The sequence below is a fragment of the Nocardioides daejeonensis genome, from assembly GCF_003194585.1.
Lineage (GTDB): Bacteria > Actinomycetota > Actinomycetes > Propionibacteriales > Nocardioidaceae > Nocardioides > Nocardioides daejeonensis.
Window position 1 is genome coordinate 59,199 of sequence record NZ_QHKZ01000003.1, and the last position, 21,086, is coordinate 80,284.

General features: G+C 65.6%; 20 protein-coding genes. 5 read left to right on the forward strand and 15 right to left on the reverse strand.

Annotated features, from left to right (window positions below):
- Nucleotides 1-10 precede the first annotated feature (10 nt).
- Genes DNK54_RS08450 through DNK54_RS21820 form a run of 10 tightly spaced genes read right to left on the reverse strand, consistent with a single transcriptional unit; the run spans nt 11 to nt 10,566 of the window.
- The gene (locus DNK54_RS08450) at nt 11-526 is read right to left on the reverse strand and encodes a hypothetical protein (RefSeq protein WP_110206546.1); all 516 of its coding nucleotides are present in this window, start codon (nt 524-526) and stop codon (nt 11-13) included.
- Complete coding sequence (locus tag DNK54_RS08455) at nt 523-1,074, reverse strand: hypothetical protein (protein ID WP_162602356.1); 552 nt, start codon at nt 1,072-1,074, stop codon at nt 523-525. The genes DNK54_RS08450 and DNK54_RS08455 overlap by 4 nt, the downstream gene beginning before the upstream one ends.
- Before the next feature lie 35 nt (nt 1,075-1,109).
- Nucleotides 1,110-2,255: an MlaD family protein gene (locus tag DNK54_RS08460; RefSeq protein WP_162602357.1), complete on the reverse strand. Its 1,146-nt coding sequence runs from the start codon at nt 2,253-2,255 to the stop codon at nt 1,110-1,112.
- 5 nt (nt 2,256-2,260) lie between these two features.
- On the reverse strand, nt 2,261-3,565 hold the full coding sequence (locus DNK54_RS08465; RefSeq protein WP_110206549.1) for an MCE family protein: 1,305 nt from the start codon (nt 3,563-3,565) through the stop codon (nt 2,261-2,263).
- The gene (locus DNK54_RS08470) at nt 3,562-4,596 is read right to left on the reverse strand and encodes an MCE family protein (protein WP_110206550.1); all 1,035 of its coding nucleotides are present in this window, start codon (nt 4,594-4,596) and stop codon (nt 3,562-3,564) included. Before DNK54_RS08470 ends, DNK54_RS08465 begins: the two co-directional genes overlap by 4 nt.
- The gene (locus DNK54_RS08475; protein ID WP_110206551.1) at nt 4,593-5,612 is read right to left on the reverse strand and encodes an MCE family protein; all 1,020 of its coding nucleotides are present in this window, start codon (nt 5,610-5,612) and stop codon (nt 4,593-4,595) included. The genes DNK54_RS08470 and DNK54_RS08475 overlap by 4 nt, the downstream gene beginning before the upstream one ends.
- Entirely contained in the window at nt 5,612-6,637 is a 1,026-nt protein-coding gene (locus DNK54_RS08480; protein ID WP_110206552.1) for an MCE family protein, read from the reverse strand. Before DNK54_RS08480 ends, DNK54_RS08475 begins: the two co-directional genes overlap by 1 nt.
- Nucleotides 6,634-7,962, reverse strand: coding sequence for an MCE family protein (locus DNK54_RS08485; protein ID WP_162602358.1), 1,329 nt, complete (start codon nt 7,960-7,962; stop codon nt 6,634-6,636). Before DNK54_RS08485 ends, DNK54_RS08480 begins: the two co-directional genes overlap by 4 nt.
- Nucleotides 7,959-8,795: an MlaE family ABC transporter permease gene (locus DNK54_RS08490; RefSeq protein WP_110206554.1), complete on the reverse strand. Its 837-nt coding sequence runs from the start codon at nt 8,793-8,795 to the stop codon at nt 7,959-7,961. The genes DNK54_RS08485 and DNK54_RS08490 overlap by 4 nt, the downstream gene beginning before the upstream one ends.
- A gap of 1 nt (nt 8,796) precedes the next feature.
- A complete protein-coding gene (locus DNK54_RS21820; protein ID WP_476739114.1) occupies nt 8,797-10,566 on the reverse strand; it encodes an ABC transporter permease in 1,770 nt (589 codons plus the stop codon).
- A 283-nt stretch (nt 10,567-10,849) separates the two neighbouring features.
- On the opposite strand from DNK54_RS21820, the gene DNK54_RS08505 reads away from it, so the two are divergent.
- From DNK54_RS08505 to DNK54_RS08515, 3 genes are all read left to right on the forward strand, one after another.
- Nucleotides 10,850-11,176: a DUF6907 domain-containing protein gene (locus tag DNK54_RS08505; protein WP_110206555.1), complete on the forward strand. Its 327-nt coding sequence runs from the start codon at nt 10,850-10,852 to the stop codon at nt 11,174-11,176.
- A 50-nt stretch (nt 11,177-11,226) separates the two neighbouring features.
- The gene (locus tag DNK54_RS08510; protein ID WP_110206556.1) at nt 11,227-11,490 is read left to right on the forward strand and encodes a helix-turn-helix domain-containing protein; all 264 of its coding nucleotides are present in this window, start codon (nt 11,227-11,229) and stop codon (nt 11,488-11,490) included.
- 67 nt (nt 11,491-11,557) lie between these two features.
- On the forward strand, nt 11,558-11,800 hold the full coding sequence (locus DNK54_RS08515; protein ID WP_110206557.1) for a helix-turn-helix domain-containing protein: 243 nt from the start codon (nt 11,558-11,560) through the stop codon (nt 11,798-11,800).
- A 240-nt stretch (nt 11,801-12,040) separates the two neighbouring features.
- Here the strand turns inward: DNK54_RS08515 and DNK54_RS08520 are convergent, their stop codons facing one another.
- Both DNK54_RS08520 and DNK54_RS08525 read right to left on the reverse strand, forming a co-directional pair.
- The gene (locus tag DNK54_RS08520; RefSeq protein ID WP_162602359.1) at nt 12,041-12,709 is read right to left on the reverse strand and encodes a hypothetical protein; all 669 of its coding nucleotides are present in this window, start codon (nt 12,707-12,709) and stop codon (nt 12,041-12,043) included.
- Nucleotides 12,710-12,825: 116 nt separating this feature from the next.
- Nucleotides 12,826-13,599, reverse strand: coding sequence for a hypothetical protein (locus DNK54_RS08525; protein ID WP_110206559.1), 774 nt, complete (start codon nt 13,597-13,599; stop codon nt 12,826-12,828).
- Nucleotides 13,600-14,105: 506 nt separating this feature from the next.
- Between DNK54_RS08525 and DNK54_RS08530 the strand changes: the two genes are divergently transcribed.
- Nucleotides 14,106-14,864 (forward strand): hypothetical protein, encoded by a 759-nt coding sequence (locus tag DNK54_RS08530; RefSeq protein WP_162602360.1) that lies wholly within the window; start codon nt 14,106-14,108, stop codon nt 14,862-14,864.
- A gap of 38 nt (nt 14,865-14,902) precedes the next feature.
- Nucleotides 14,903-16,423, forward strand: coding sequence for an RCC1 domain-containing protein (locus DNK54_RS08535; RefSeq protein ID WP_110206561.1), 1,521 nt, complete (start codon nt 14,903-14,905; stop codon nt 16,421-16,423).
- A 353-nt stretch (nt 16,424-16,776) separates the two neighbouring features.
- Here DNK54_RS08535 and DNK54_RS08540 read toward each other — a convergent pair whose 3' ends face one another.
- Genes DNK54_RS08540 through DNK54_RS08545 form a run of 3 tightly spaced genes read right to left on the reverse strand, consistent with a single transcriptional unit; the run spans nt 16,777 to nt 21,010 of the window.
- Nucleotides 16,777-18,984: an AAA family ATPase gene (locus tag DNK54_RS08540; RefSeq protein WP_110206562.1), complete on the reverse strand. Its 2,208-nt coding sequence runs from the start codon at nt 18,982-18,984 to the stop codon at nt 16,777-16,779.
- Nucleotides 18,981-19,571 carry a hypothetical protein gene (locus DNK54_RS21055; protein ID WP_162602361.1) on the reverse strand — a complete coding sequence of 197 codons (591 nt, stop codon included), beginning with the start codon at nt 19,569-19,571 and terminating at the stop codon, nt 18,981-18,983. Before DNK54_RS21055 ends, DNK54_RS08540 begins: the two co-directional genes overlap by 4 nt.
- Nucleotides 19,568-21,010, reverse strand: coding sequence for an SIR2 family protein (locus tag DNK54_RS08545; protein WP_162602362.1), 1,443 nt, complete (start codon nt 21,008-21,010; stop codon nt 19,568-19,570). The genes DNK54_RS21055 and DNK54_RS08545 overlap by 4 nt, the downstream gene beginning before the upstream one ends.
- Between the last annotated feature and the right edge of the window lie 76 nt (nt 21,011-21,086).

The following is a 21,086-nucleotide window of genomic DNA, read 5'->3' on the forward strand; positions in this document are numbered from 1 at the left end:
GGCCAGGCGATCAGAGGACCTCGAAGTCGACGATCACCCAAGCTCCGCCGATCCTGCGGGCCGTGACGTCGAGCTGCGCCGCCGAGACGGTCGCTTCCTTCTCGCCTTCACGTTCGCTGCGCTGGTCAAGGAAGGCCACGGCCGTCACAGAGTCGTCGCGCAGCTCCTTGATGCCGATGTCCTGCACGGTCGCGCTCAGGATCAGCTTCTGGCCGGGCGCCTGCTCGAGCAGCGCGCCGACCAGCACGTCGTACTCCTTGCGGGCACGGTCGGCCAGGAACGTGTCGGCTGCCTCCTGGGACGCACTCGGGTCGGCGTAGTCATAGCTGAAGACACCCACGAGGGCAGCGGCGAGCTCGGTGCGTGCCTGGGCGGTGGCTCCGGTGTCGACCAGCGCCGCGTTGTCGAGCGCCGGTGGGTTGTCGAGCTGATGGGCACGGAGCCAGAGCGCCCCGCCGGCGACCAGGAGCAGTACCGCGAGGGCCAGCACTCCGTGCCGCCGGAGCCGGTCGAGCCAGGTCGTCATGAGACGTTCACCGCCACCTGCTGCAGGTTCTCGAGCTTCCAGGTGCCGTTGCGCAGCACCAGGTCGGCAGCGAACCGGTTGCGCTTCACTGCCGGCTTCGCCTCGGGGGACGCGTCATCGATCGTCGTCACCTCGACCGCGGCCAGCATCACCGCGGAGTCGTCGCCGATCTTGGTGAGGGCTGCGTCGACGACCCGCGCAGTACTGCGCTTCTTACCGTCGACGACCACCTGCCGATCCTCCTCGGTCAGGTTCTCCAGCTGGTCGTGGAGTACGCCGGCAGTGGCGTCGCGCCATCGGTCCAGGTGCTCGTCGGCGGCGCGGTAGTCCATGGTCTGCATCGTCTCCACCAGGCGACGCCCGTCGATGAGCGCGCTGTCACGCCGCTCGGCGAGCTCCGCGTCCGCGTTGCCACCGCCGCGCCAAGCGAGGAATCCGGTCACCATCACGACGAGCGCGGCGGCCAGCAGGCCCCACGTCGCCCATCGCGGCATGCCGCCGTGTGCCTCGGCGACCACATCTCCGGCCTGGGTGGACGCGTCGGCCACGTCGTCTCCTGTCGCCCGATCGTCAGGTTCGGCGCTCATTGTCCCATCAACTCACCCAAGGAGGTCGCCACACGCATCCGCACCGGCGGGGCGGACTTCACGCTCTTCGGGCCCCTCACGTTGGCGCCGCTGGAGGGTGAGAGCGAGCAGCCGGCTTCCAGGTTGAAGGGCTTTCCACCCGACTCCTCCAGCCCCGGCCGGACCGTGGTGCCGCCGTAGCCCGTGGTGCAGGGCAGCGGGTCGAAGTAGGTCTGCGCGAGGCCGAGGTTGTAGCCCTGCGACGAGGTGACCGCCCAACCGATGCTGAACGCTTCGGGCAGCCTGATCATCGCGTCCTCCACTCCGGAGGCGTTGATCCCGAACACTTGGGCGGGGGTGACCAGGTTGGCCATCAGGGAGCCCAGCGGTCCACCGACCTCCTGGATCACCCGCTGGAACTCTCGTGCGGTCGCCGGCGTGTTGCGGATCAGCTCGCGCAGGTCGCCGTCTGACGAACGCAGCGTGGAGGCGAGGGCGGAGAGATCGCGGCTGAAGCCCCGGATGCTCTCCTGGGAGGCGAGCTGGGTGTCGAGGACCTGGCCGGAGTTGCGGATCAGCGACGAGGTGGTGAGGAAGTTCGCCTCCGCCGCCTCGGCGAACTGCTGCAGCGTCGTGTTCATCTGCCGCAGCGGCTCCGCGCCGTCCCTGGTCCAGTCGTAGGTCTCGTCGATGACGGTGGCGAGGTCGTCCTTCGGCACCGAGGCGACAAAGTCGCGGCCGCTGCGCAGGAGCAGGTCGATCGGTGGCGGAAGCTGCGCAGCGGTGCCATCGATGTGGTCGCCGTCCTCCAGGTGCTCCTCGGAGTCCTCACCCCGCAGGTCCAGGTACTGCTCGCCGATGGCTGAGCGGTTGGCGACGACGACCTGGACGTCGGCCGGGATCGGCGGCGCATCACCCTCGATGCGGAGACTCACCTCCACCCCGTCCGAGGTGGCCCGCAGGTCGGCGATGCGACCTACGGGCACACCTCGGTAGGTGACCTCGCCGTTCTTGAAGAGGCCACCGGTCTCGGTGAGGGAGACCGAGACCCGGTAGTCGCCGCCGAAGGTGCCGACACCGAGATACCGAACCGCCAGGTAGCCGGTGGCGAGCAGCGCGATGACCACAAAGGCACACAGCTTGAACCGAACCGTGCGACTCAACACGCCTACTCACCCCCCTGTGCGGTCGCCGACGATGCGGCTGAAGGGAGAGTCGGCGACGACGTCGGGGAGTCTGAGGGCCGAGTGGGCACGACAAGCGTCGGCGAGGGCAGACCGGGGACCGCGGTGTCGGTGGGACGCAGAAGCGTCGGCGACGGCGTGCTCGAGGTGGGTCCCGTCGGGCTCTGGGACGGTCCTGGGTCCGGCCCGAGCTCCGGATGGTCGTCCCACTCCAGCCCGGGCGCAACCCGAGGCACCCGCGGGGTCACGCTGTTGGCACCCGGCCCATCTGCCGGCTGCGGCCAGTTGCAGGCGAAGCCGCCGCAGTTGGCGGGGGTTGAGAAGTTGGTCGTCACGAACACGTTGAAGTAGTCCCCTCGAATCGCCCCGAGCACTGCGTCCGGGAAGGGATAGGTGAGCAGGATCTGCAGTGCTTGCGGGAGGTCGTCTCCGGCCTCCGCAAGCTGGTCGAGAATCGGGCGGAGCGCCTCGAAGTCCGCGACGATGTCGGCCTGTGCTGCGTTCAAGGTGTCGACGGTGACATCGGAGAGGCGGTCCAGGGCCGAGAGCATCTTCACCAGGTCCTCCCGCTGATCGACCAGCACCTGCATGCCCGGTGATAGCTCCTCGAGAGCGGTGATGATCTTGTCCTTGTCGGCCACCAGGGTGGCGCCGAGCCGGTCAAGTCCGTCCAGGGTCGCCGTGAGCGCCTCCTTCCGATCATCGAGACCGCCGACGAAGGTGTTGAGCTGCCGCAGGAAGCCCTTGATCTGCTCCGGACGCCCCGCTGACACCGCCTGGAGCTCGCGGGAGATGGTCTGGAACTGCTCCACCCCGCCCCCGTTGAGGACGAGCGACAGCGAGCCGAGAACCTGCTCGACCTCGGCGGCCTGCGACGTGGCGGCGACGCCGAGGTGCTCACCGTCCTCCAGCGGTGCGGCTCCGGTCGAGGCGGGACGTAGCAGCGCGACGTACTTCTCGCCGAGGAGCGAGGTCTGCTGCAGTCGCGCCGTCGTGCCCTCGGGAAGCTCGGCCGAGCGATTCAGCGTCAGCTCGACCCGAGCACTGCGACCGTCCTTGTTGAGGGTGATCCGGCTGACCTGGCCGACCTCGACGTTGTCGACCTTGACACTGGACTGCGGCACCAGGTCGAGCACGTCGGTGAAGTCGGCGGTGATGGTGATCGGGTCCTTGCCGAGGTCGGCGCCGCCGGGCAGGTCCGTCTCGTAGACGCCGTTGCCGAGCAGCCCACATCCTGTGAGGGTCAGCGACAGTCCGAGGCCGCCGACCCACGCCTTGACGCGTCTCATCGCTCACCTCCGGCGTCAAGCAGCACGGGCGGCGCGTCCGGCGAGGTGCGCGCACTCAGGCCGTCCTTGCTCCAGAGCGTGATCTCGTTGAGGTCGCCGCGGCCGTCCACCGTGTTGCTGTCACCGTTGTAGGCGCGGATGAAGTTCTGCAGGAGCAGTGGCACCAGGCGCACCGCCTCCTCGAGTGACTTGCGCTGCCGGACGAGTACCTTCGTCGGCCCGTTGAGCTTGCGCACGCTGGTGCGCAGGTGATCGCGGTTGTCTGCAATGAAGTCGTCGAGCACGGCGAACGCATCGGCGAGGTTGGCGGTCGCTTCAGCCAGCTCCTCACGATCCGCCGCGAGGTATTCGGTGACGGAGGCGAAGTTGCGGTTCATCGCGGCGACGTCGGCGTCATTCGCCTTGAGCATGCTGTTGAACGAGTCGAGGTTGGCCAGGGTCGCGAAGAAGTCGTCGTCGATGCCCGACAGGGTCGCCGACGCCTTGCCGAACTCCCGAAGCATCTGGTTGAGCCCGGCCCCCTGACCGTCGAGGTTGTCGGCCGCGACGCTGAGCAGCCGGGAGAGGGCGCCGTTCTTGTTGGCACCGCGCGGCCCGAGCTTCTCGCTGACGTCGATCATGCTGCGGTAGAGATCGTCGATCTCGACGGGTACGGCGGTCTTCGCCGCGGCGATCTCGGTGCCGTCGGCGATCGACGGGCCACCGGTCCACGGCTCGGTGAGCTGCACGAAGCGGTCACTCACCACGGTCGGAGCCACGATCACCGCAGCGGTGTCGGGATCGACCTTCTGGCCGGGATCGAGCTCCATGACGACCCGGACCTGGCTGCCGGACGGCTCGACCTCGGTCACCTTTCCTACCGGTACGCCGAGGATCTGCACGTCGTTGCCGGGATAGAGGCCGACCGTCTCGGAGAAGAGCGCCGAGATCTCGGTGCCTTCCTCGGCCAGGACGGTCCGGCTGGCAGCGAGTCCACCCACCCCGACGACGAGTGCGCCGATGACAGCGAGGCGAAGGATCCGGGACCTCATCGGCCACCTCCCTTCTGCGGCTTGCAGTTGCGCAGCACGTCGTTCTCCAGCAGCGGTGCGTGCTGGTCGTCGAAGAGACCACACAGATAGGAATCGATCCAGTGGCCGTTGCCGGTCGCCGAGCTCAGCACCCGGTAGTACGGCCCCAGCTTGAGCAAGGCCTCCTCCAGGTTCCCCTGGTTGCGCTGCAGGATCGCGGAGACCTTGTCGAGCTTGGCCAACGCCGGCGCGAGCGTCTTCTCGTTGTCGGCCACCAGACCGCGCAGCTGCGTGCCCAGCGCGGCGGTGCCGGTGAGCATGTCGTGGACCGCCTCGCGGCGGTTCGCGAGTTCGGCGAAGAGGTCCGCGCCGTCCTGCATGATCTTGGCGAACTCGTCGTTGCGCTCCGCCAACGTTCCGGTGACCGAGCTCGTCGAGGACAGCAGACTGGCCAGCTCCTCGTCTCGACTGCTGATGGTGCGCGAGAGTGCGCTCAGGCCCGACACCATCTCGCGTACCGACTCCGGCGTCTCCTCGAAGGCGGCGGCGAGCACGTCGAGGCTCTTCTCGAGCTTGGCGGTGTCGATCTCGGTGATCTCGTCCGAGAGGTCGGAGAAGGCCGCATTCACGTCGTACGGCGTGGTGGTGCGCTCCAGCGGGATCCGTCCGTCCAGGTCGTCGCTGCCTTGAGGGACGAGCGCGAGGTACTTGCGCCCGAGCAGCGTGCGCACCTTGACCGACGCAGTGGTCTGGTCGCCGAGGTGGACGCCCTTGATCTGGAAGCTGACGACGACGGTGTCCTTCTCCAGCCGTACGTCCGTTACCTCTCCGACCTTCACACCAGCGACGCGCACCTCGTTGCCGGCCCGCAGCCCGCCCGACTCGGCGAACTCGGCCGTATAGGTGTCACCGTTGCCGATCACCGGGAGCGAGGCGGCGTTGAAGGTGAGGAAGAAGACCAGCACCATCGCGGCGATCCCGCCGAGGGCGATGAGCACACGGTTGCGCTCGGCGAATGAGAGTGGGTAGCGCGCCATCAGCGGCACCTCCCGGCGACCGGCTTGACCCCGAGTTCGCCCATGTAGCCCTCCGGCATGGGAATCCGTCCTTCGATCGAGCAGAGATAGAAGTTGAGCCACGAGCCGTAGCTCGCGGTGCGGCCGATCCGGTCGAGCTTCACCGGCAGAGTGGAGAAGAACGTGTCGAGCAGGCCCTCGGCGTCGGCCAGGTTGCCCGCGAGATCACCAAGCGCGTCGATGCTGCCCTTCAGGGGCGCGCGGCTGTCGGCGAGAAGCGAGGAGACGCTGCTGGTGAGCGAACCCAGGCCCTCAAGCGTGGAGCCGATCACCTCCCTGTCCTCGGCCAGCCCACTGACCAGCTGCTGCATGGTGGTGAGCGTGGTGGACAGCTCGCCGGAGCGGGTGTCGATCGTGTCCAGCACCGTGCTGAGCGAGGCGATCAGGTCTCCGATCACCTGATCTCGATCGGCCAGTGTCGAGGTGAGGCTGGCGGTACTGCTGAGCAGGCCCTCGACGGTCGCGTCCTCGCCCTGGAACACGGCGATGACCTGGGCGCTCAGGGCATTGACGTCGTCGGCGTCGAGCATGCGCAGCAGCGGCTGGAACCCGTTGAAGAGCACGGTCAGGTCGAGCGCCGGACGGGTCTCCTCCACCTCGAAGGTGTGTCCCTCCTTGAGGGGCGGCCCCGCCTGCGCCGGAGGCTCCAGGGAGAGGTAGCGCTGTCCGACCATGTTGCGGAACCGGAGCTCGGCGACGGTGCCCTCCTCCATGGGCACCTCCTCCCCCACGGTGAAGACGACCTCGGCCTCCCGGTCGTCGCGCACCCGGATCTCGTTGACCGTTCCGACCCGGACACCGCTCATCCGGACGTCGTCGCCCTTGTTGAGGCTGGTCGCGTCGGTGAAGATCGCGGTGAACTCACGGTGGGCGTCGCCCTTGCTGTTGAGGATGGTCGCCGCCAACGCGGCGGTCGCGACGATGGTGACCAGCGTGAAGACGAGGCTCTTCGCGGTGAGCCAGACCAGGGGTGACATCCGGCTCATCGCACCGTCACCTCCGCATTGCGCAGGATCGGTCCGACGAGAAGGCTGCCCCAGGCCGGGTAGTCACTCGGCGGCAGGCCGACGGTCGGGGCCATGAGCTCGGCTATCAAGCGGTTCTCCGAAGGTGAGTTCGCCTGCCCGAGGCCGGCCGCCGCGAGCTGGTCACGGAGGAAGCGGGTCGGGGGCGGGGCGATAGGAGCCGGAGCCTCGGCGCGAGGAGCGACCTGCTGGTCCGCGATGCTGCCTCGGGCGCCACTCTTGCCTGTCACGTAAGGGCAGCTGGGCTTCCCGTCGGTGGCGAAGCGGGGCGTGTCCTTGCCCGGCACGTACTTGCCGCGTGACGGCACGACGTTCAGCCGCACATGGACGCCCGGCTCGTCAGTGCCCGCCCCGAGCACCTTCTCCATCTCCGGGATGTAGCGGCGCGCGGACTCCAAGAGGCAGGGGAACTCTGTCGCGTAGGGCGCCACCGCTTGCAGAGCCCGTCGGCTCTCCTTCGAGAGCACGACGATCGTCTGCTGGTTGTCGCGCACCCAGCCGGTTGCGTCGTCTGCGCTCGCGACCACCGACGCGAAGAGCGTCGAGAGGGTGTCGCGCTCGTCGACCAGCGTGCGGTTGGTGACGGCCAGCGACTCGACCGCATCCAGTAGGTCGGGCGCGGCGTCGGCGTACACCTGGGTGACCTCGGCGAACTTTCCGAGGTTGCGGGTCATCTCGGGCACGAGTGGACCCAGCTTGGCGAGGTAGGTCTTCCAGGCGACCATCGTGTCGCCGAGCTCCTCGCCCTGGCCGCGGAGCATCTGCACCGTGGCGCCGAGAGCCGCCGAGAGCTTCTCCGGGCGGATCGCCTGCAGGGTCGGCAGAAGCTCGTCGAACACCTCCTGGAGCTCCACGGCCTCGCTCGAGGCGTCCTCCTGGATGACATCGCCATCGCTGAGCCCGTCGCCACCGCCCTGCGGCGGGTGCAGGGAGACGTAGCGCTCGCCGAAGAGCGTCTTCGGCAAGAGCCGCGCGACGGTGGCCGGCGACAGCCGCGCCGCGGCGTCGGGATCGAGGGCGAGCGTCACGTCAGCACCGTCGGCCGTCGCCTTGATAGCCGTCACTCGGCCCACCGGCACCCCGTGGAGCTTCACGTCCGAGCCGCCTTGCAGGGCGTTGCCGACCTTGGTCGTCTGCAGGGTGATCTCGACGCGATCGACGTACGACTGGTTGTAGGCCGCCAGGGCACCCGCGAGCAGGGCGACGATCACCAGGCCGTAGCCGACGGCCAGCAGCAGGTCGGGCCAACGACGTTCCCGTGGCACCGGGAGCCTTCGCGCGCTCATCCGGCGATCCTCACGGTCGTGGTCGTCCCCCACAGCGCCATCGAGAGCACGAGGTCGAGGACAGCGACCGTCACGATGCTCCGGCGTACGGCAGTGCCGACCGCGACGCCCACACCCGCCGGCCCCCCGCTCGCGGTGAATCCGAGTCGGCAGTGGATCAGGATGATCAGTACGGCGAAGACCAGCACCTTCGCGAACGAGAGCAGGATGTCGATCGGCGGCAGGAACAAGTTGAAGTAGTGGTCGTAGGTGCCGGCCGACTGGCCGTAGAAGTAGACAGTGATGAAGCGGGAGCCGGCGTACGACGTGAGCAGTCCGACCACGTAGAGCGGGATGATCGCGATGAAGCCAGCGACCACCCGCGTGGTGACCAGGTAGGGGACGCTCGGCACCGCCATAGCCGTGAGAGCGTCGACCTCCTCGTTGATCTGCATCGCACCCAACTGCGCGGTGAAACCGGAGCCGACAGTGGCGGAGAGAGCCAGAGCGGCGACGAGCGGAGCGATCTCGCGGGTGTTGAAGTAGGCGGAGATGAAGCCGTTGAGCGTCGCCGTGCCGACCTGATCGAGTGCGGCATAGCCCTGCATGCCCACGACGGTGCCCACGAAGAGGGTCATGCCGAGCATCACGCCGATGGTGCCGCCGATGACGGCCAGGGCACCGGAGCCGAAGCTCACCTCGGAGAGGAGCCGGAGCACCTCCTTGGGGTACCGCACGATCGTGGTCGGGATCCGCACCAGCACCGCGGCGTGGAAGCGCAGGCTGCGGCCGACACCCGCCAGCTTGTCGACCTGCCCGTCCAGGGGGCTGAAGCGAGGTTGGACGTCTGCCATGTCAGGCCCCCTTTCCGGGCACCAGCTGCAGATAGAGCGTGGTGATGACGAAGTTGACGAAGAAGAGCAGCAGGAACGTGATCACCACGGACTGGTTGACCGCGTCACCGACGCCCTTGGGGCCGGGCGGCGTGTTGAGGCCGCGGTAGCAGGCGACGATTCCGGCTACGAAGCCGAAGACGACCGCCTTGAGCTCGCCCACCCAGAGATCCTGGATCTGTGCCAGCGCGGTGAAGCTCGCGAGGTAGGCCCCCGGCGTGCCGCCCTGGACGACGACGTTGAAGAAGTAGCCACCGAGCACTCCAACGACCGAGACCAGGCCGTTGAGCAGCACCGCGGCGAAGACGCAGGCGAGGACGCGCGGCACGACCAGGCGCTGCACCGGGTCGATGCCGATCACGCGCATGGCGTCGATCTCGTCGCGGATCCTCCGTGCGCCGAGCTCGGCGCAGATGGCTGCGCCGCCCGCGCCGGCGATGACCAGCGTGGTCACGATGGGCGCTGCCTGCTGGACAACGGCGAGGACGCTCGCCGCGCCCGTGAAGGACTGGGCTCCGATCTGCACGGTCAGGGTGCCGAGCTGAAGCGCGATCACAGCCCCGAACGGGATCGACACCAGCATCGCCGGGATCCAGGAGACGCTGACGACGAACCAGAACTGCTCGAGCACCTCTCGTGCGGAGAACGGCCGCCGGAAGACGGCGCGCATCGTGTCGAGCCCTAGGGCGAAGAGCGCGCCGATGTTGGTCAGCGCGCGGGTGGCGAGGCCACGAGTAGGAACGGACCGCGCTCGGTCGTCCTCCTCGTCGTCGGCGACGTAGAGCCGTGCCTCGCCGCGAGCGATCCGCTCCTTGTGGCGGGTCGCACCGGCCCGCGTGCTCCCGGTGCGCGGCACGAGCTGGCGGGGAAGCACCTCGATCGGCCGGGCGCCCGCATGCCGGGTCAGCAGCGCCGTGTCTCCACCCCCGAGCTCCTGCTCGTAGTCGACGTGATGGTGCGAGCCATGGTCGGTCTCCTCGCTCATGCCGATCGGCCCGTCGGGATCACCGCTCATGAACTGGCTGACGACCGAGTGATCGGTGAGCAGGAACTCCTCGCGCGGGCCGTACATGACGAGCTCGCGGCGATAGAGCATGCCGAGGTTGTCAGGGAGAGTGCGCGCGAGCTCGATGTTGTGGGTGACCAGAAGCATCGTGGCGTCGGTTGCGGCGTTGACCTCCATCAGCAGCTGGGCGAGGTTGGAGGTGCGCACCGGGTCGAGTCCCGAGTCGGGCTCGTCGATGAGGATGATCTCGGGATCGATGACCAGCGCGCGAGCCAGGCCGGCACGCTTCTTCATGCCACCGGAGATCTCACCGGGCAGCTTGTGCTCCTGGCCCAGCAGACCCACCAGCTCGAGGTTGGTGAGCACGATCTCGCGGATCTCCTTCTCCGGCTTGCGCGTGTGCTCACGCAGCGGGAAGGCGACGTTGTCGTAGACGCTGAGCGACCCGAAGAGCGCACCGTCTTGGAAGAGCACGCCGAACTTCTTGCGCAGCTCCAGCCTCTTGGACTCCCGCGCGGAGACCATGTCGACTCCGTCGATGAGGATCTGCCCCTCCTCCGGCTCAAGCAGCCCGATGAGCGCCTTGAGGAAGACCGACTTGCCGGTGCCCGACGGCCCGAGCAGGGCGGTGATCTCCCCCGGAGGGAGGGTGATGCTCACGTCATGCCAGATGTTCTGTCTCCCGAAGCTCTTGCTGAGTCCCGAGACCTCGACAAGTCCGCCCATCGTTGCCCTCTCAGTTGCCCTCGGGGCAGTCACTCCCGAGGTGGTGCGTGAGATGACCGTAGGCGTGATCGCCGACACGAGCGCCGGTTTGGCACCCACCAATCGGCGGAGCGACCGAAATAGGTCCAAGACTTGTCACGCAGGTGACAAGAATCGCCCTTCCCTCACTTCGCTACTCATCCGTATCCTCGCCGTCTGAGCCACGTACGCCGGTACGGCCACGCGCAACCAACCGTCGGAGCCACCTCCTAGCGTGGAGGAATCTCAGTCGAAGGAGACATGAGTGAACAAGCCACAGCGCCCTAGTTGGCAGACCGATGAGTGCCCGGCTTGGTGCGTCACGGAGCACCGAGAGGACGACCTGCCCGACGACCGCGTCCACGACAGCGTCGCCACGAGCCTCACGGTGACGACCCGTGACATCTCCACGCCGTCACGCACGGCCGCGGTCGAGCTGCTCCTGGTCCGCTTCCGCGAAGTCGATGACGACGAAGACTGGCTGCACCTGATGACCGGCGAAGGCAGCGGCCCGGGCCTCACCCTGAGCCCCGAGGGTGCACGAGCCCTGGGCCGCACCCTCCTGGCGGTTGCCAACACAGGCGCGAAATAGGTACTTATCAGTCTGTCGACGTATGAGTAGCAGCACGAGAAAATCGGGACATGCCCAAGGACGAGACCCTGAGACTGATCGGCGACCACCTCCGCTCCCTCCGGACCGACTGGGGCATGACTCAGATCAAGTTCGCCGAGCAGCTCAACATGGACCCCAAGCGTTACGGCCTGATCGAACGAGGCGGGACGAACCTGACCGTGCTCTCCATTGCCGCACTTGCCAAGCAGTTGAACCTGACCACCCTGGAGCTGATCTGCCCGCATCACTTCGCCTCCGCCCAGGCCAGCCCGCCCGCGAGGGATGAGCGGTGAACCACCGACAAGGAGAGACTTATATGGCTGTAGACGAATCCGGAGCACTCTGGCCAGGATCCAAGACATGACCAAGGCAAACGAAGCAGATCTCGCACTACAGCGCCAGGTCGGCGAGCGGATCCGGGAGATCCGAACCGCAAAGGGCATCAGCCAGGAGAAGCTCGCTCAAGAGATCGGCCTGCACCGCACCTACGTGGGCTCCCTGGAGCGCGGCGAGCGCAACCCCAGCCTGCAAGTGATCTCCCGCCTCGCGCGGTTACTCGACGTGACGCTCGACCAACTGCTGTGCAGCAAGGGCCACAAGTAGACCCCGGCCCCCGGCAACAGACGCTTGCACCTCTGGCTACCCATAGGTAGCATTGGCGTAACCGAACCGGGCATCCCCCGTTGGGTACTCAGGGTAGCCGTCGCGCGCACGACACGGTGCCCGAGAGCAGACTCCGAGGTGGGCGTGCTGGGCGTTTCTAGGGCTCAGCAAACCCACCTCGGTCCTTTAGCCGTCAGCTGGTTCTGTTCGGATCGAGCACTCCTACGGCGGCCGCGTGCCTCACGGCCTGACGCGCGCGTTGGAGATATCGATGTCGACGGTGTTTCCCGAGCCGGGAACGACAGCGTTGATCAACCAGGTGTTCAGCCCGCAGTTCTGGAACTTGCCGATGTTGAACTCGCCACTGACGTGACCGCCGACAAAGAGGTTGAAACCACCTTCCGGCGGCGACTCGATCGGGATGGTGATCGGGTTGACGGTGCGGCAGTGCGAGCCGGTGAACGTCGGGAATCCGGCGATCTTGATGTTGGAGAGCTTGAGGTGGTAGGTCGCGACCGCGTCCACACGACTCTCGACCTGCCCTGCGCTCAGGTTTCCCGTGATCGGCGCAGCCTCAACGAAGGCGACGTCCGCGGTGACCGGCAGGAAACCAATCAGGTTGAACTTGGTCCGCGTCCCCGGCAGCGGCATGCTGCCCGTGAACTCGAAGGTCGCGTAGTCCACGTTCGTGCTCAAGGTGGTCGGGCCGAGCGACACCGTGGAGTCGGTGCTCGCGATGTACGACGAACCACTGGCGTCGTAGTCGATGGGCAGGATCGGTTCTGCCGAGGCCGGTGCCGCGGCGATGGTCGTCGCCACGGCAGCAGCGCTCACCGCGGCCACGCCGAGGCGAGTCTTCATTCCAAGTTTCATTGATCTTCTCCAGATCTGGGAGCGGTTCTCTGGCATCCCCCGGGATGCCACAGGCTGTAGGTGGCCCACGGTTGTCGCAGATGACCCCGCGACAACCGGGGCACCGGACATTTCTAGGAATCCGGTGCCCCGGGCGTCACTCAGCGATCAACTCAGTAGACGTTGATCGGGAAGAAGTGGGTGATCCCACTCTTCGTGTTCGCGGCGTTGTCGTCACCGACCACGAAGTCACCTTCGAAGTTGGCGGCGTTGCCATCGCCAACCAGCCCAAGGCACGTGCTCCCGCCACCAGCAACGACCACCTTCAGGTTCCCGGTGTAGCCGGTCTCATTGACCGACAACGTCTGGTTGCCTTCGTCGAAGGAACCGTTCGCGTAGCCTTCAACCTCGAAGCTGCAGCCCGACGAACCCGTCGTCGCGTACACGTTTGCTCGCAGCGGAGCACCGGCGGGCCCGCTGATGTAGCCGGGGATCACATCGTTGCCGGAGCTGACAGGCGGATAGCCGTGGATCTCCCAGTCGTTGAGCGGCACGACGGTCATGTCGAGGTTGACCGGACCCTTGCAACCCTTCCACTCGGAGTGGCTGAAGCCCTCCGGAGTGTTGGCGCGGCTCACGGCCTGGATCGTCGCGATCGCGTCACCATCCAGGTCGACCGGACCACCATGCACGTTGCCTTCTGCGTGCACCTGCTTGCACCCCATGTTGATGATGTTGTTGCTGGCGTTCCTGACACTGAACTGGATCGCCATCGCCGTCGGGTCCGACGGGTTGGGGTCAGCTGCGAGGGCGTAGAACGGGTAGTCCGCATCCGCGGACGATCCCGCCACTTCAACGGTGGCAGGCGACGCGTGCGCGGCGGCTGCCAGGCCGAGGGTGGCCACGGTCGCACCAGCTGCGGCCAGGCCGATTACCTTGCTTCTCATTGGTTCCTCATTCCTACTCGACGGACGTGACGAACTTCACGCCACGCGGACATGGTGGCCCTACCACCGAGTAGCGCGTCCAGAGCAGGAGCCCCACAAATCACCGCTGGACGCAGATTGGATGCGGAATTTGTTAGGTAGGTGACAACTTTTGCGCCATGCCTGTCCTCGCACGAGGGCGCGGCGCAGACTCGCCATCGCGAAAACTTGTCACCCAGCTCACAACTTTTGCCACTTATTCGGCTCAGCGTGCACCAATCCGCTTGAAGCGATTGTGGTGCACCACCGATGGGTGTCACCGTCCAGCCATGCGTCGTCACCCGTTCTCTACATTGCTCGGCTGCGTCCTACTCGGTGTCAGCTTGCTAGGCAGTGGCACTGCCGACAGCGCGCCAGCGGATGGTCCGCGGCCCGGTTTGCCGCGGCACACTGAGGCCGGCGGCCGTTGGACCGCCGTGCCACAGGCTGGCGTCGCGGAGACGAAGAGACTCAAGCAGTGGGCGCGGGTGCCGTTGCAGGCGACAGCCGCCTATTCGATCAATCGGGAGCTACGCGAGCCTGGTGATCCTCGGTATCGGTACTTCGAGACGCGCAACAAGCTCTACCTGATCGCCGAGGCGGGCGCTGCGGACACCTATGGACAAACTGCTCCATTCACCGTGCGCACCGTCGCCTTCGGTTCTATACCTGTTGTTGCGACTTTGCGCCTGGCCCAACGTCGCACTGCCGCCGACCTGCCCGTCCCCTTCGACGTAGTGACTTACGACGAAGGGTGGCCCGAGCCGCTCAAGCCGGCTGGGTGGGTCACCGCGCACCGCTACTACGACGCACAGTTGCAGGACGAGATAGATCTCGTCATTGAGACGGTGCGTATCGACGGAGTCGATCTTAGGTTGCGCCCCGGCTGCCGCACCGCGACGCATGCCACCCTCGACCTAGTCGGCAAAGGCTGGTTTCGAGGCGACCCGAACGACCCGGTCGACGAAGACGATCCCGGCGCCTCAGGCCACTACGCAGCTGGTTCGGGCGGCGTGATAACCGGCACGATCGACATCCCGTCTTTCAGCTCATGCCGGACTCCAAGTGGCGAAGACATCTCGCCGCTCCTCTCCTCCACTGTCTCCGGCCCCGGTAACGAAGTTGTCCTCACCGTAGGCACACCCCTGTGCCCTCTGCCTCCGTTGGGCGGATACGACGCTCGCAAGCACTGCGATGCCTCGAACCTTCCAACCACCGAGCTGACCATCCCGCCTCAGCAGTTCTGATCCAACTCACACGCACCGCAACCATCAAAGGAGAGAACATGTCCACCAAACCCCTCATCCGCAGCATCGCTGCCGCGGGTGTACTGGCTCTGACTGCCGGGTTGCTCGGCGGAATCGCCCACGCGGCGCCCGACCCGGTCGACGCCGGCCAGGTTGTCTCCTGGGGTCAGACCGGTGCCGACCCGATCTCACTACCTACGGAGCTCGGCTCGACAGCGATCGCAGACGTCGCCGTCTTCGCTGATCAAGCCGTCTTCCTCACTGCCACTGGCGAAGTGATCATGCGTGAGGTGTACGACGACAACCCAGCGGACGAGGTGCCCGAAGAGCTCGCCGGAGAGAAGGTCATCTCGATCGCGGCTAGCAGTGCCTACGCGGCACTCACCGAGAGCGGCAAGCTGATCTTCTGGGGCAACGTCGCAAGCCCCAGCACAGATGTGGGATCGACTCCAGTGAACGAGCTCACCCAGATCGCCCTCGGCCAGCACCACGGGGTGGGGCTCAAAGCCGACGGCACCGTGGTGGCATGGGGAGCCAACGCCGACGGCCAGACCGACGTGCCCGGGGACCTCGACGACGTGGTCAAGGTCGTTGCCGGCGACGAGCACTCCTACGCCCTCCGCGCGGACGGCACCGTTGTGGGCTGGGGACGCAACCAGTTCCAGCAGGTCACTATGCCGGCGGCGGTCGGCGAGCCTGGCAGTGTCGTTGACATCGCCGCACGTGGCGCCGGAGGCTTGGCTCTGATGAGCGACGGCAGTTTGGTCTCCTGGGGCCAGCAGGCCACGGTCGGGTTCGGCGCGAAGTACAACCTCCCGCCGGCATCGCTGGCTGACAAGAACGTCACCAGGATTGCTGCGAGCAACACGGGGGCAAACCTGGCCATCGACGACACCGGCGCCATCACGACATGGGGTTCGACGCGGCCAGATGACGTGCCTGCGGACCTCGACGGCGGCACCATCGCCGAGGTAGCAGTCAGCTCCCAACTGGCCGTGGCAATCCAGCCCGCGGTCATGCCGATCACCAACTCCACTGTCTCCGGTACCGCGAAGCAGGGTCAGACCCTGACCGGAACACCGGCGACCTTCTCTGGCACCCCCGACGGTGTCAGCACCGAGTGGCTCGCCGACGGCACATCAGTCGCTGAGGGCACCACCCTCGTCCTCACCGCGGCTCACGTCGGCAAGAAGATCACCTTCCGCACCACCGCTAGCACCCCCGAAGGCGACGTCGTCTCCGACTCCACCCCCACTGCTGCTGTGGCTGCGCTCATCAGCGCCTCGAAGACCGCTATCAACAAGGTCAAGGTCAAGAAGAGCAAGGCGACCATCAAGCTGAAGGTCACCAGCAGCACCGGCACCCCGACCGGCAAGGTCAAGGTCGAGGTGAAGAAGGGGAAGAAGAAGGTCTTCTCCAAGAACGTCAAGCTCAAGAACGGCGGCGCAAAGGTGGTGCTCAAGAAGCTCAAGAAGGGCAAGTACAAGATCACCGCGAAGTACGCCGGCTCCAAGGCTCACAAGGCATCCAACGCGAAGGGCAAGTTCCGCGTGAAGTGATCGCGTCGTTCTGACGGTGTGGGGTAGGTGCCTTCGGCGCACCTACCCCACACCTGTCAATCCGAAGGAGACGCAGCAACACCTCCGCCATGGCGGCATCTGAGCCTCGCTGTCGTCACACAGCTGCTGGCGAAGCCAGTGTCACTCACAAGGCCAGAGGCACTGGGCAGCGTCACTGGCGGGGGAATGGGGCAGGGCGTCTTGACGCCACCGCGACGACCTGGTCGTCCTAGCTTGGCCGATCCTAGGACCCGCTGACAACCGCATCAACACAGCTCCGGCAAACGCAGCAGCCCCAACTCTTTCGCTATTCCTCTGCGCCTCGGTGTTCGCAAACCGTTTGGGATCTACCCCTAGGCGCTAAGGATCCGCCGAGCTTGATCTAGCACGATTGGCACTGTCCTGGATTCAATCTCGGGTCCGCTTCGACTCCAGCCAACGAACTCGTGAACGATCAAGTCTTCGCCAACGGCTCGACCCGCCAGCTTCCTCTCCAAGAGTCCGGCGAAGCGCGCATCGTGGGTCCCGAGCACCAGTTGCCGATCGCGCCGGAGGTGTCGCGCTAGGTCTGCGAACCCAAGGACATTTACGTCATCCATTGCTTGAAGGGGATCGTCGAGAAGGACGAATGGAAGTCCGTTCGGGCCTGCCGCCCACCCGAGGGCGAGGAACGCGGACAGGACGACGATATTCGCCTGAGCCGAGGAGAAGATCAGCATCGGGTTGACGCTGACGTTGCGATCGGCGTCGGTAACTGTTGCGGTGGCCGTTCCTCGCGAGCGGAACGACTCGACGGTGAAACTCAGATTCGTGAACGCAGGATGAGGATCCAAGCGCGCGTACACGTCGTTCATCAGCGGTTCCAATGCGGCGAACCGGCGCCGGAAGATGTCTTCGTTGGCTGACTTCGTGGCTTCGTGGAGTGTAACGCTGGCGGTTGCAGCGCGACGTGCGCGCTCGCTGGCGGATCTTGCTTGTTCGACGCGGAGCGACGCTGCCGACAGGCTTTCCTCAAGCCGAGGGATCGCGTTGGCGCGCTCAGCAACCAGACGATTGGAGGCTTGGTGCCGTGCAAACTCCTCGACTGCAGCGTCAAGCGCGGTGCATACCGGCTGCAGGTGGGTGACAAGTTCGAGGACGGATCGAAGGTCGTTCAGGGCCGTCTCATACTCGGCGGCGCTTGAGCGGCCGTTGACTCGCCTCACATTCCCCGCTGCGGCGGGTCTCACAAGTTGTGCCTTCCAGAGAGCCGCAGCTTCAGCTTGCAGCTTCTCAACGCTCGCCAGGTCCCTGGCCTTTTTGCTTGCCTGCTGCCGAGCTTCCGCCAACCTTCGACGCGCTGCAGCCAGCTTCTCGGACGCCGCGTCACGATGGTTGGTTGAGAACAGAACTGCTGTGTCCGCGTCTGCCAACGCCGCGGAGTTTGCGGCCCTTGCCTCGAGTCCGCTCCGAACTACGCGCGGGTCGACCAGGGTCTCGCAGACCGGACAGGGGACCGACTCCTCGGTATGAGACAAGAAGGGAATCGCCGATGCGCTGAGGCGGGCAAGTGCGTCACTGGTTGCCAAGACCCGGTCACGGGTTTGTTCTGCCGAAGAAGCGAGATGGCTCGCGTTTTGAAAAGCGGCCTCAGCTTCGGCCAGAAGCGATTCTGCAGCGGCAACCTCGCCTTCCGCGGCATCCAAAATCGATCCAGCCAGGCCTGAGATCTCAGCTCGAAGCTGTACCTCCAAGTTGCGGAACCTTGCAATCTCGGCGGTAAGGAGTCGTTCATTCCAACTAGCATCTGCGGCCGCCGGCACGAGAGTTCCTGGGTACTGTGCACAAAGGGCCGTCGTGAGGCTGTGCAAGTCGGACGTCTCGACTGCACGGTCCACTTGCGCGCGGGCAGTCTCTAACTGCTCAGCCAGGGAGTCTCGTTGCCTGGTTGCGCTCTCGAGGTCGGCCGTTGCGCGTTTCACGTCGTCGCGGGTCAGGTTGCGTCGGGCCTGAACAACGCGTTCGACCTGATCAAGCGCATCGAGCCCGAGGAGGCGCATCAACTGGCGGTAACGCTCGTCGGGTTTAGTCTGGAGAAGCTGGCGAAGGTCATCTTGTTGGAGGAGGCCACTCGTGTGCAGCACTTCTTCGAGCGCTAGCGGCCCTGGGGCGAGAAGGCCTTGAAGGTCTTGGTAGGCCGCGGGGCCCTCTAGACGGACCTCGTCGCGCTCTAGCTCGAGGACGGAGCTACGGCCGTCTCCCTGTCGCGTCACGCGAACGATGCCGGTGGCGGTTTCTAGGGTGGCCTCCACCGACGCTGGCCGGGTGCCCCCAAAGGCATTGGTCAGGTACAGGTCGGCTTTGCGCAATCTGTAGGTGCCGAGTCGAGGCAGATCATCGGTTAGGAGCCACTGGACAGCATCGAAGATGCTCGTCTTGCCGCTTCCGTTCGGGCCATGCAACAGGACAGCGGAGGCATCAAAGTCGAGAGTCACGGGGCGGTTGAACCCGCGGAAGTTGGAGATTGTCATCCTGAGCAACCGCGGACGCTGATATCGAGGTAGGACCTCGTAATTGTTCATCGCTCGTCGTCTTCCTTAGAGCCGTCATCAGATGATTCGTCTCGGCCGAGGCCCAACGCGAAGTCGGTAAGAACTGAAGTGATTAAGTCTTGCTCGATCCCGTCCGCGCGGAGCAGATTTTCGAGTTCCTTGAGCGGCTCACGTAGGGCGCCGTAATGCGGAGGTTCTGGAAGCGGAAGGAGTGGCCGAAGCGCTCTCGAAAGCGCGGCCTTCGTCGGTTCAACCTCGACGCGCACAAGTCGCCGAACTTGGCGGAGGTTGTTCGTAATGTTCGCGAGTGCCTCGGTCTGCTCTCGCGCGGCACCCTGCGCGCATAGCAGGACCGCGAAAGTGTCCCAACGCTTGCTTGCGGGTCCCGCCTCTGCGACGCGAGTACTGAGGAGCCGGCTTACTGACGGATGAACGTCTATTAAGCCGTCGATGGCAACTGGCGCGGCGACTGCGGCGATGTTGTCCTGATTCTCGGCTAGAAGAACGGCTTCTCCGTCGACGGTGTCATAGAAGACGCTATAGCCGCTCTCAGTCAGTACGAGTTCGGCCAGTTCGAGAAGCCCAAGGTCCGCCGTTGGAGCTTGCTGCTCACTCACGAGGCGACTCCCAAACTCGCTGCGTTGATCAGATAAACCGCTCCCGCCGATGTGCCGTCGATGATGTGATCTTTTTCGACATCTCCGATCACGTCGGAGGGCAGGCCGGACGCAAGCTGCTCGGCCTGCTCAAGGGCCTCCGCGAGCCGACTCTCGCGGGAAAGGATAAGTTCGTGCGCCCCTAGACCTCCCACGTGGCCGGCGGAGAGCGCCAGTATTCGCGCGTCTGCTCCGATCGTGCCTTCAGTTCGGGCGATCTGCACTCTTCTTTCGATCTCACGGGCCGCTCGTGCACCTGCCTTCGGCTCCGCTGCGAAGAGCACTGCAATATGAACTAGGTCTCCGGCTTGCGACTCCACGGTGATCCAGCAAGGCCGGAGGCAGTGAACCGACCAATCCGCTCCGAGCAACGAGGAAAGCGCCACCAGCCCTGTCGTGGCCGACGGGGTAGAAGCTACTGATTGTCCGAAGCGCAGTCTCCACGACGAGTGCCGAAGCCACAGCATGACTGGCACTGCTGGCTTGGAATCGAATGCCGCGAGTAGCTTGTCCATCCCCACTCGTTGGCCATGCATCGGGGCTAAATCAGCAACGAGATCTTGGAGCTCCGAACGAAAGCGGACGAGGTAGGCACGCAGCAGCGCATCGCAGAACTCCTCCGCGGAGAGTGCGACGCGTTGCCCAAGCGGGAGGTCTGGCAGCAGCTGCCGCCAGTCGAGGTTGGGGTCGTCATCCCACTCCCCGAGGCCCGGTCCCACGAGCAAGAGGTGCTCAACTCCGGTCGCGGCCAGGACTGTGGCGATTGACGTCCGCACGTAATCCGCGACGCTTCCGATGCCGATGAACGCCACAGTGTCGTGAGCGAGTTTCGCGGCTACAGAAGCACTGGCCCAGAGATCTACGTTGTCGAGTTCTTCAGTCGTGAATAGCATCGTCGGCGGCAACGTCACGCAACCGTGGGCCTTGATGAGTGGGCCTGAAGGGCCATTGAGGAGCTCAGACGCCGTACGCGCAACGGGCGGATGTTCATGCCGCGAGGCTCGTTCGATGCAATCGTCATAGTTCGTCTCGAAGATGGTTGCTGCGCCCTCACAAAGTAGTACTGCCAATACCTCGTGGGCGTAGTTGTACGGTGCGCCGACGAAATCTGCGACCGAAAGCGCTGTTTCGCGCAACAGCGCTCCGCCCATCTCATGCGCTGCAATGTGATCCGCGACGGCGAGCAGGTCCCAACGATCGACACCCTCGAAGGACATGACGCCCGACAAGCGCGTGACAATCAAGTCGGCGAGGGCGGCGGCACCCGGAAGGTCTGTCGGAGACGCTTGCGAGATTCCGGCGCCAGCATAAATTGTCAGCCTCCCGTCGTGCGCTCGCGCGGCGAGATGCGCGGCGACGGTGCCTGGCGGGGAACCGAGAGCTTGGGGTTGGTACAACACGATTGGAGCCTACGGAGTTTGTACCGCGGCCGCCGATGAACCGCCCAACACGTGTTGGCTGCCGCGCGCTAATTTC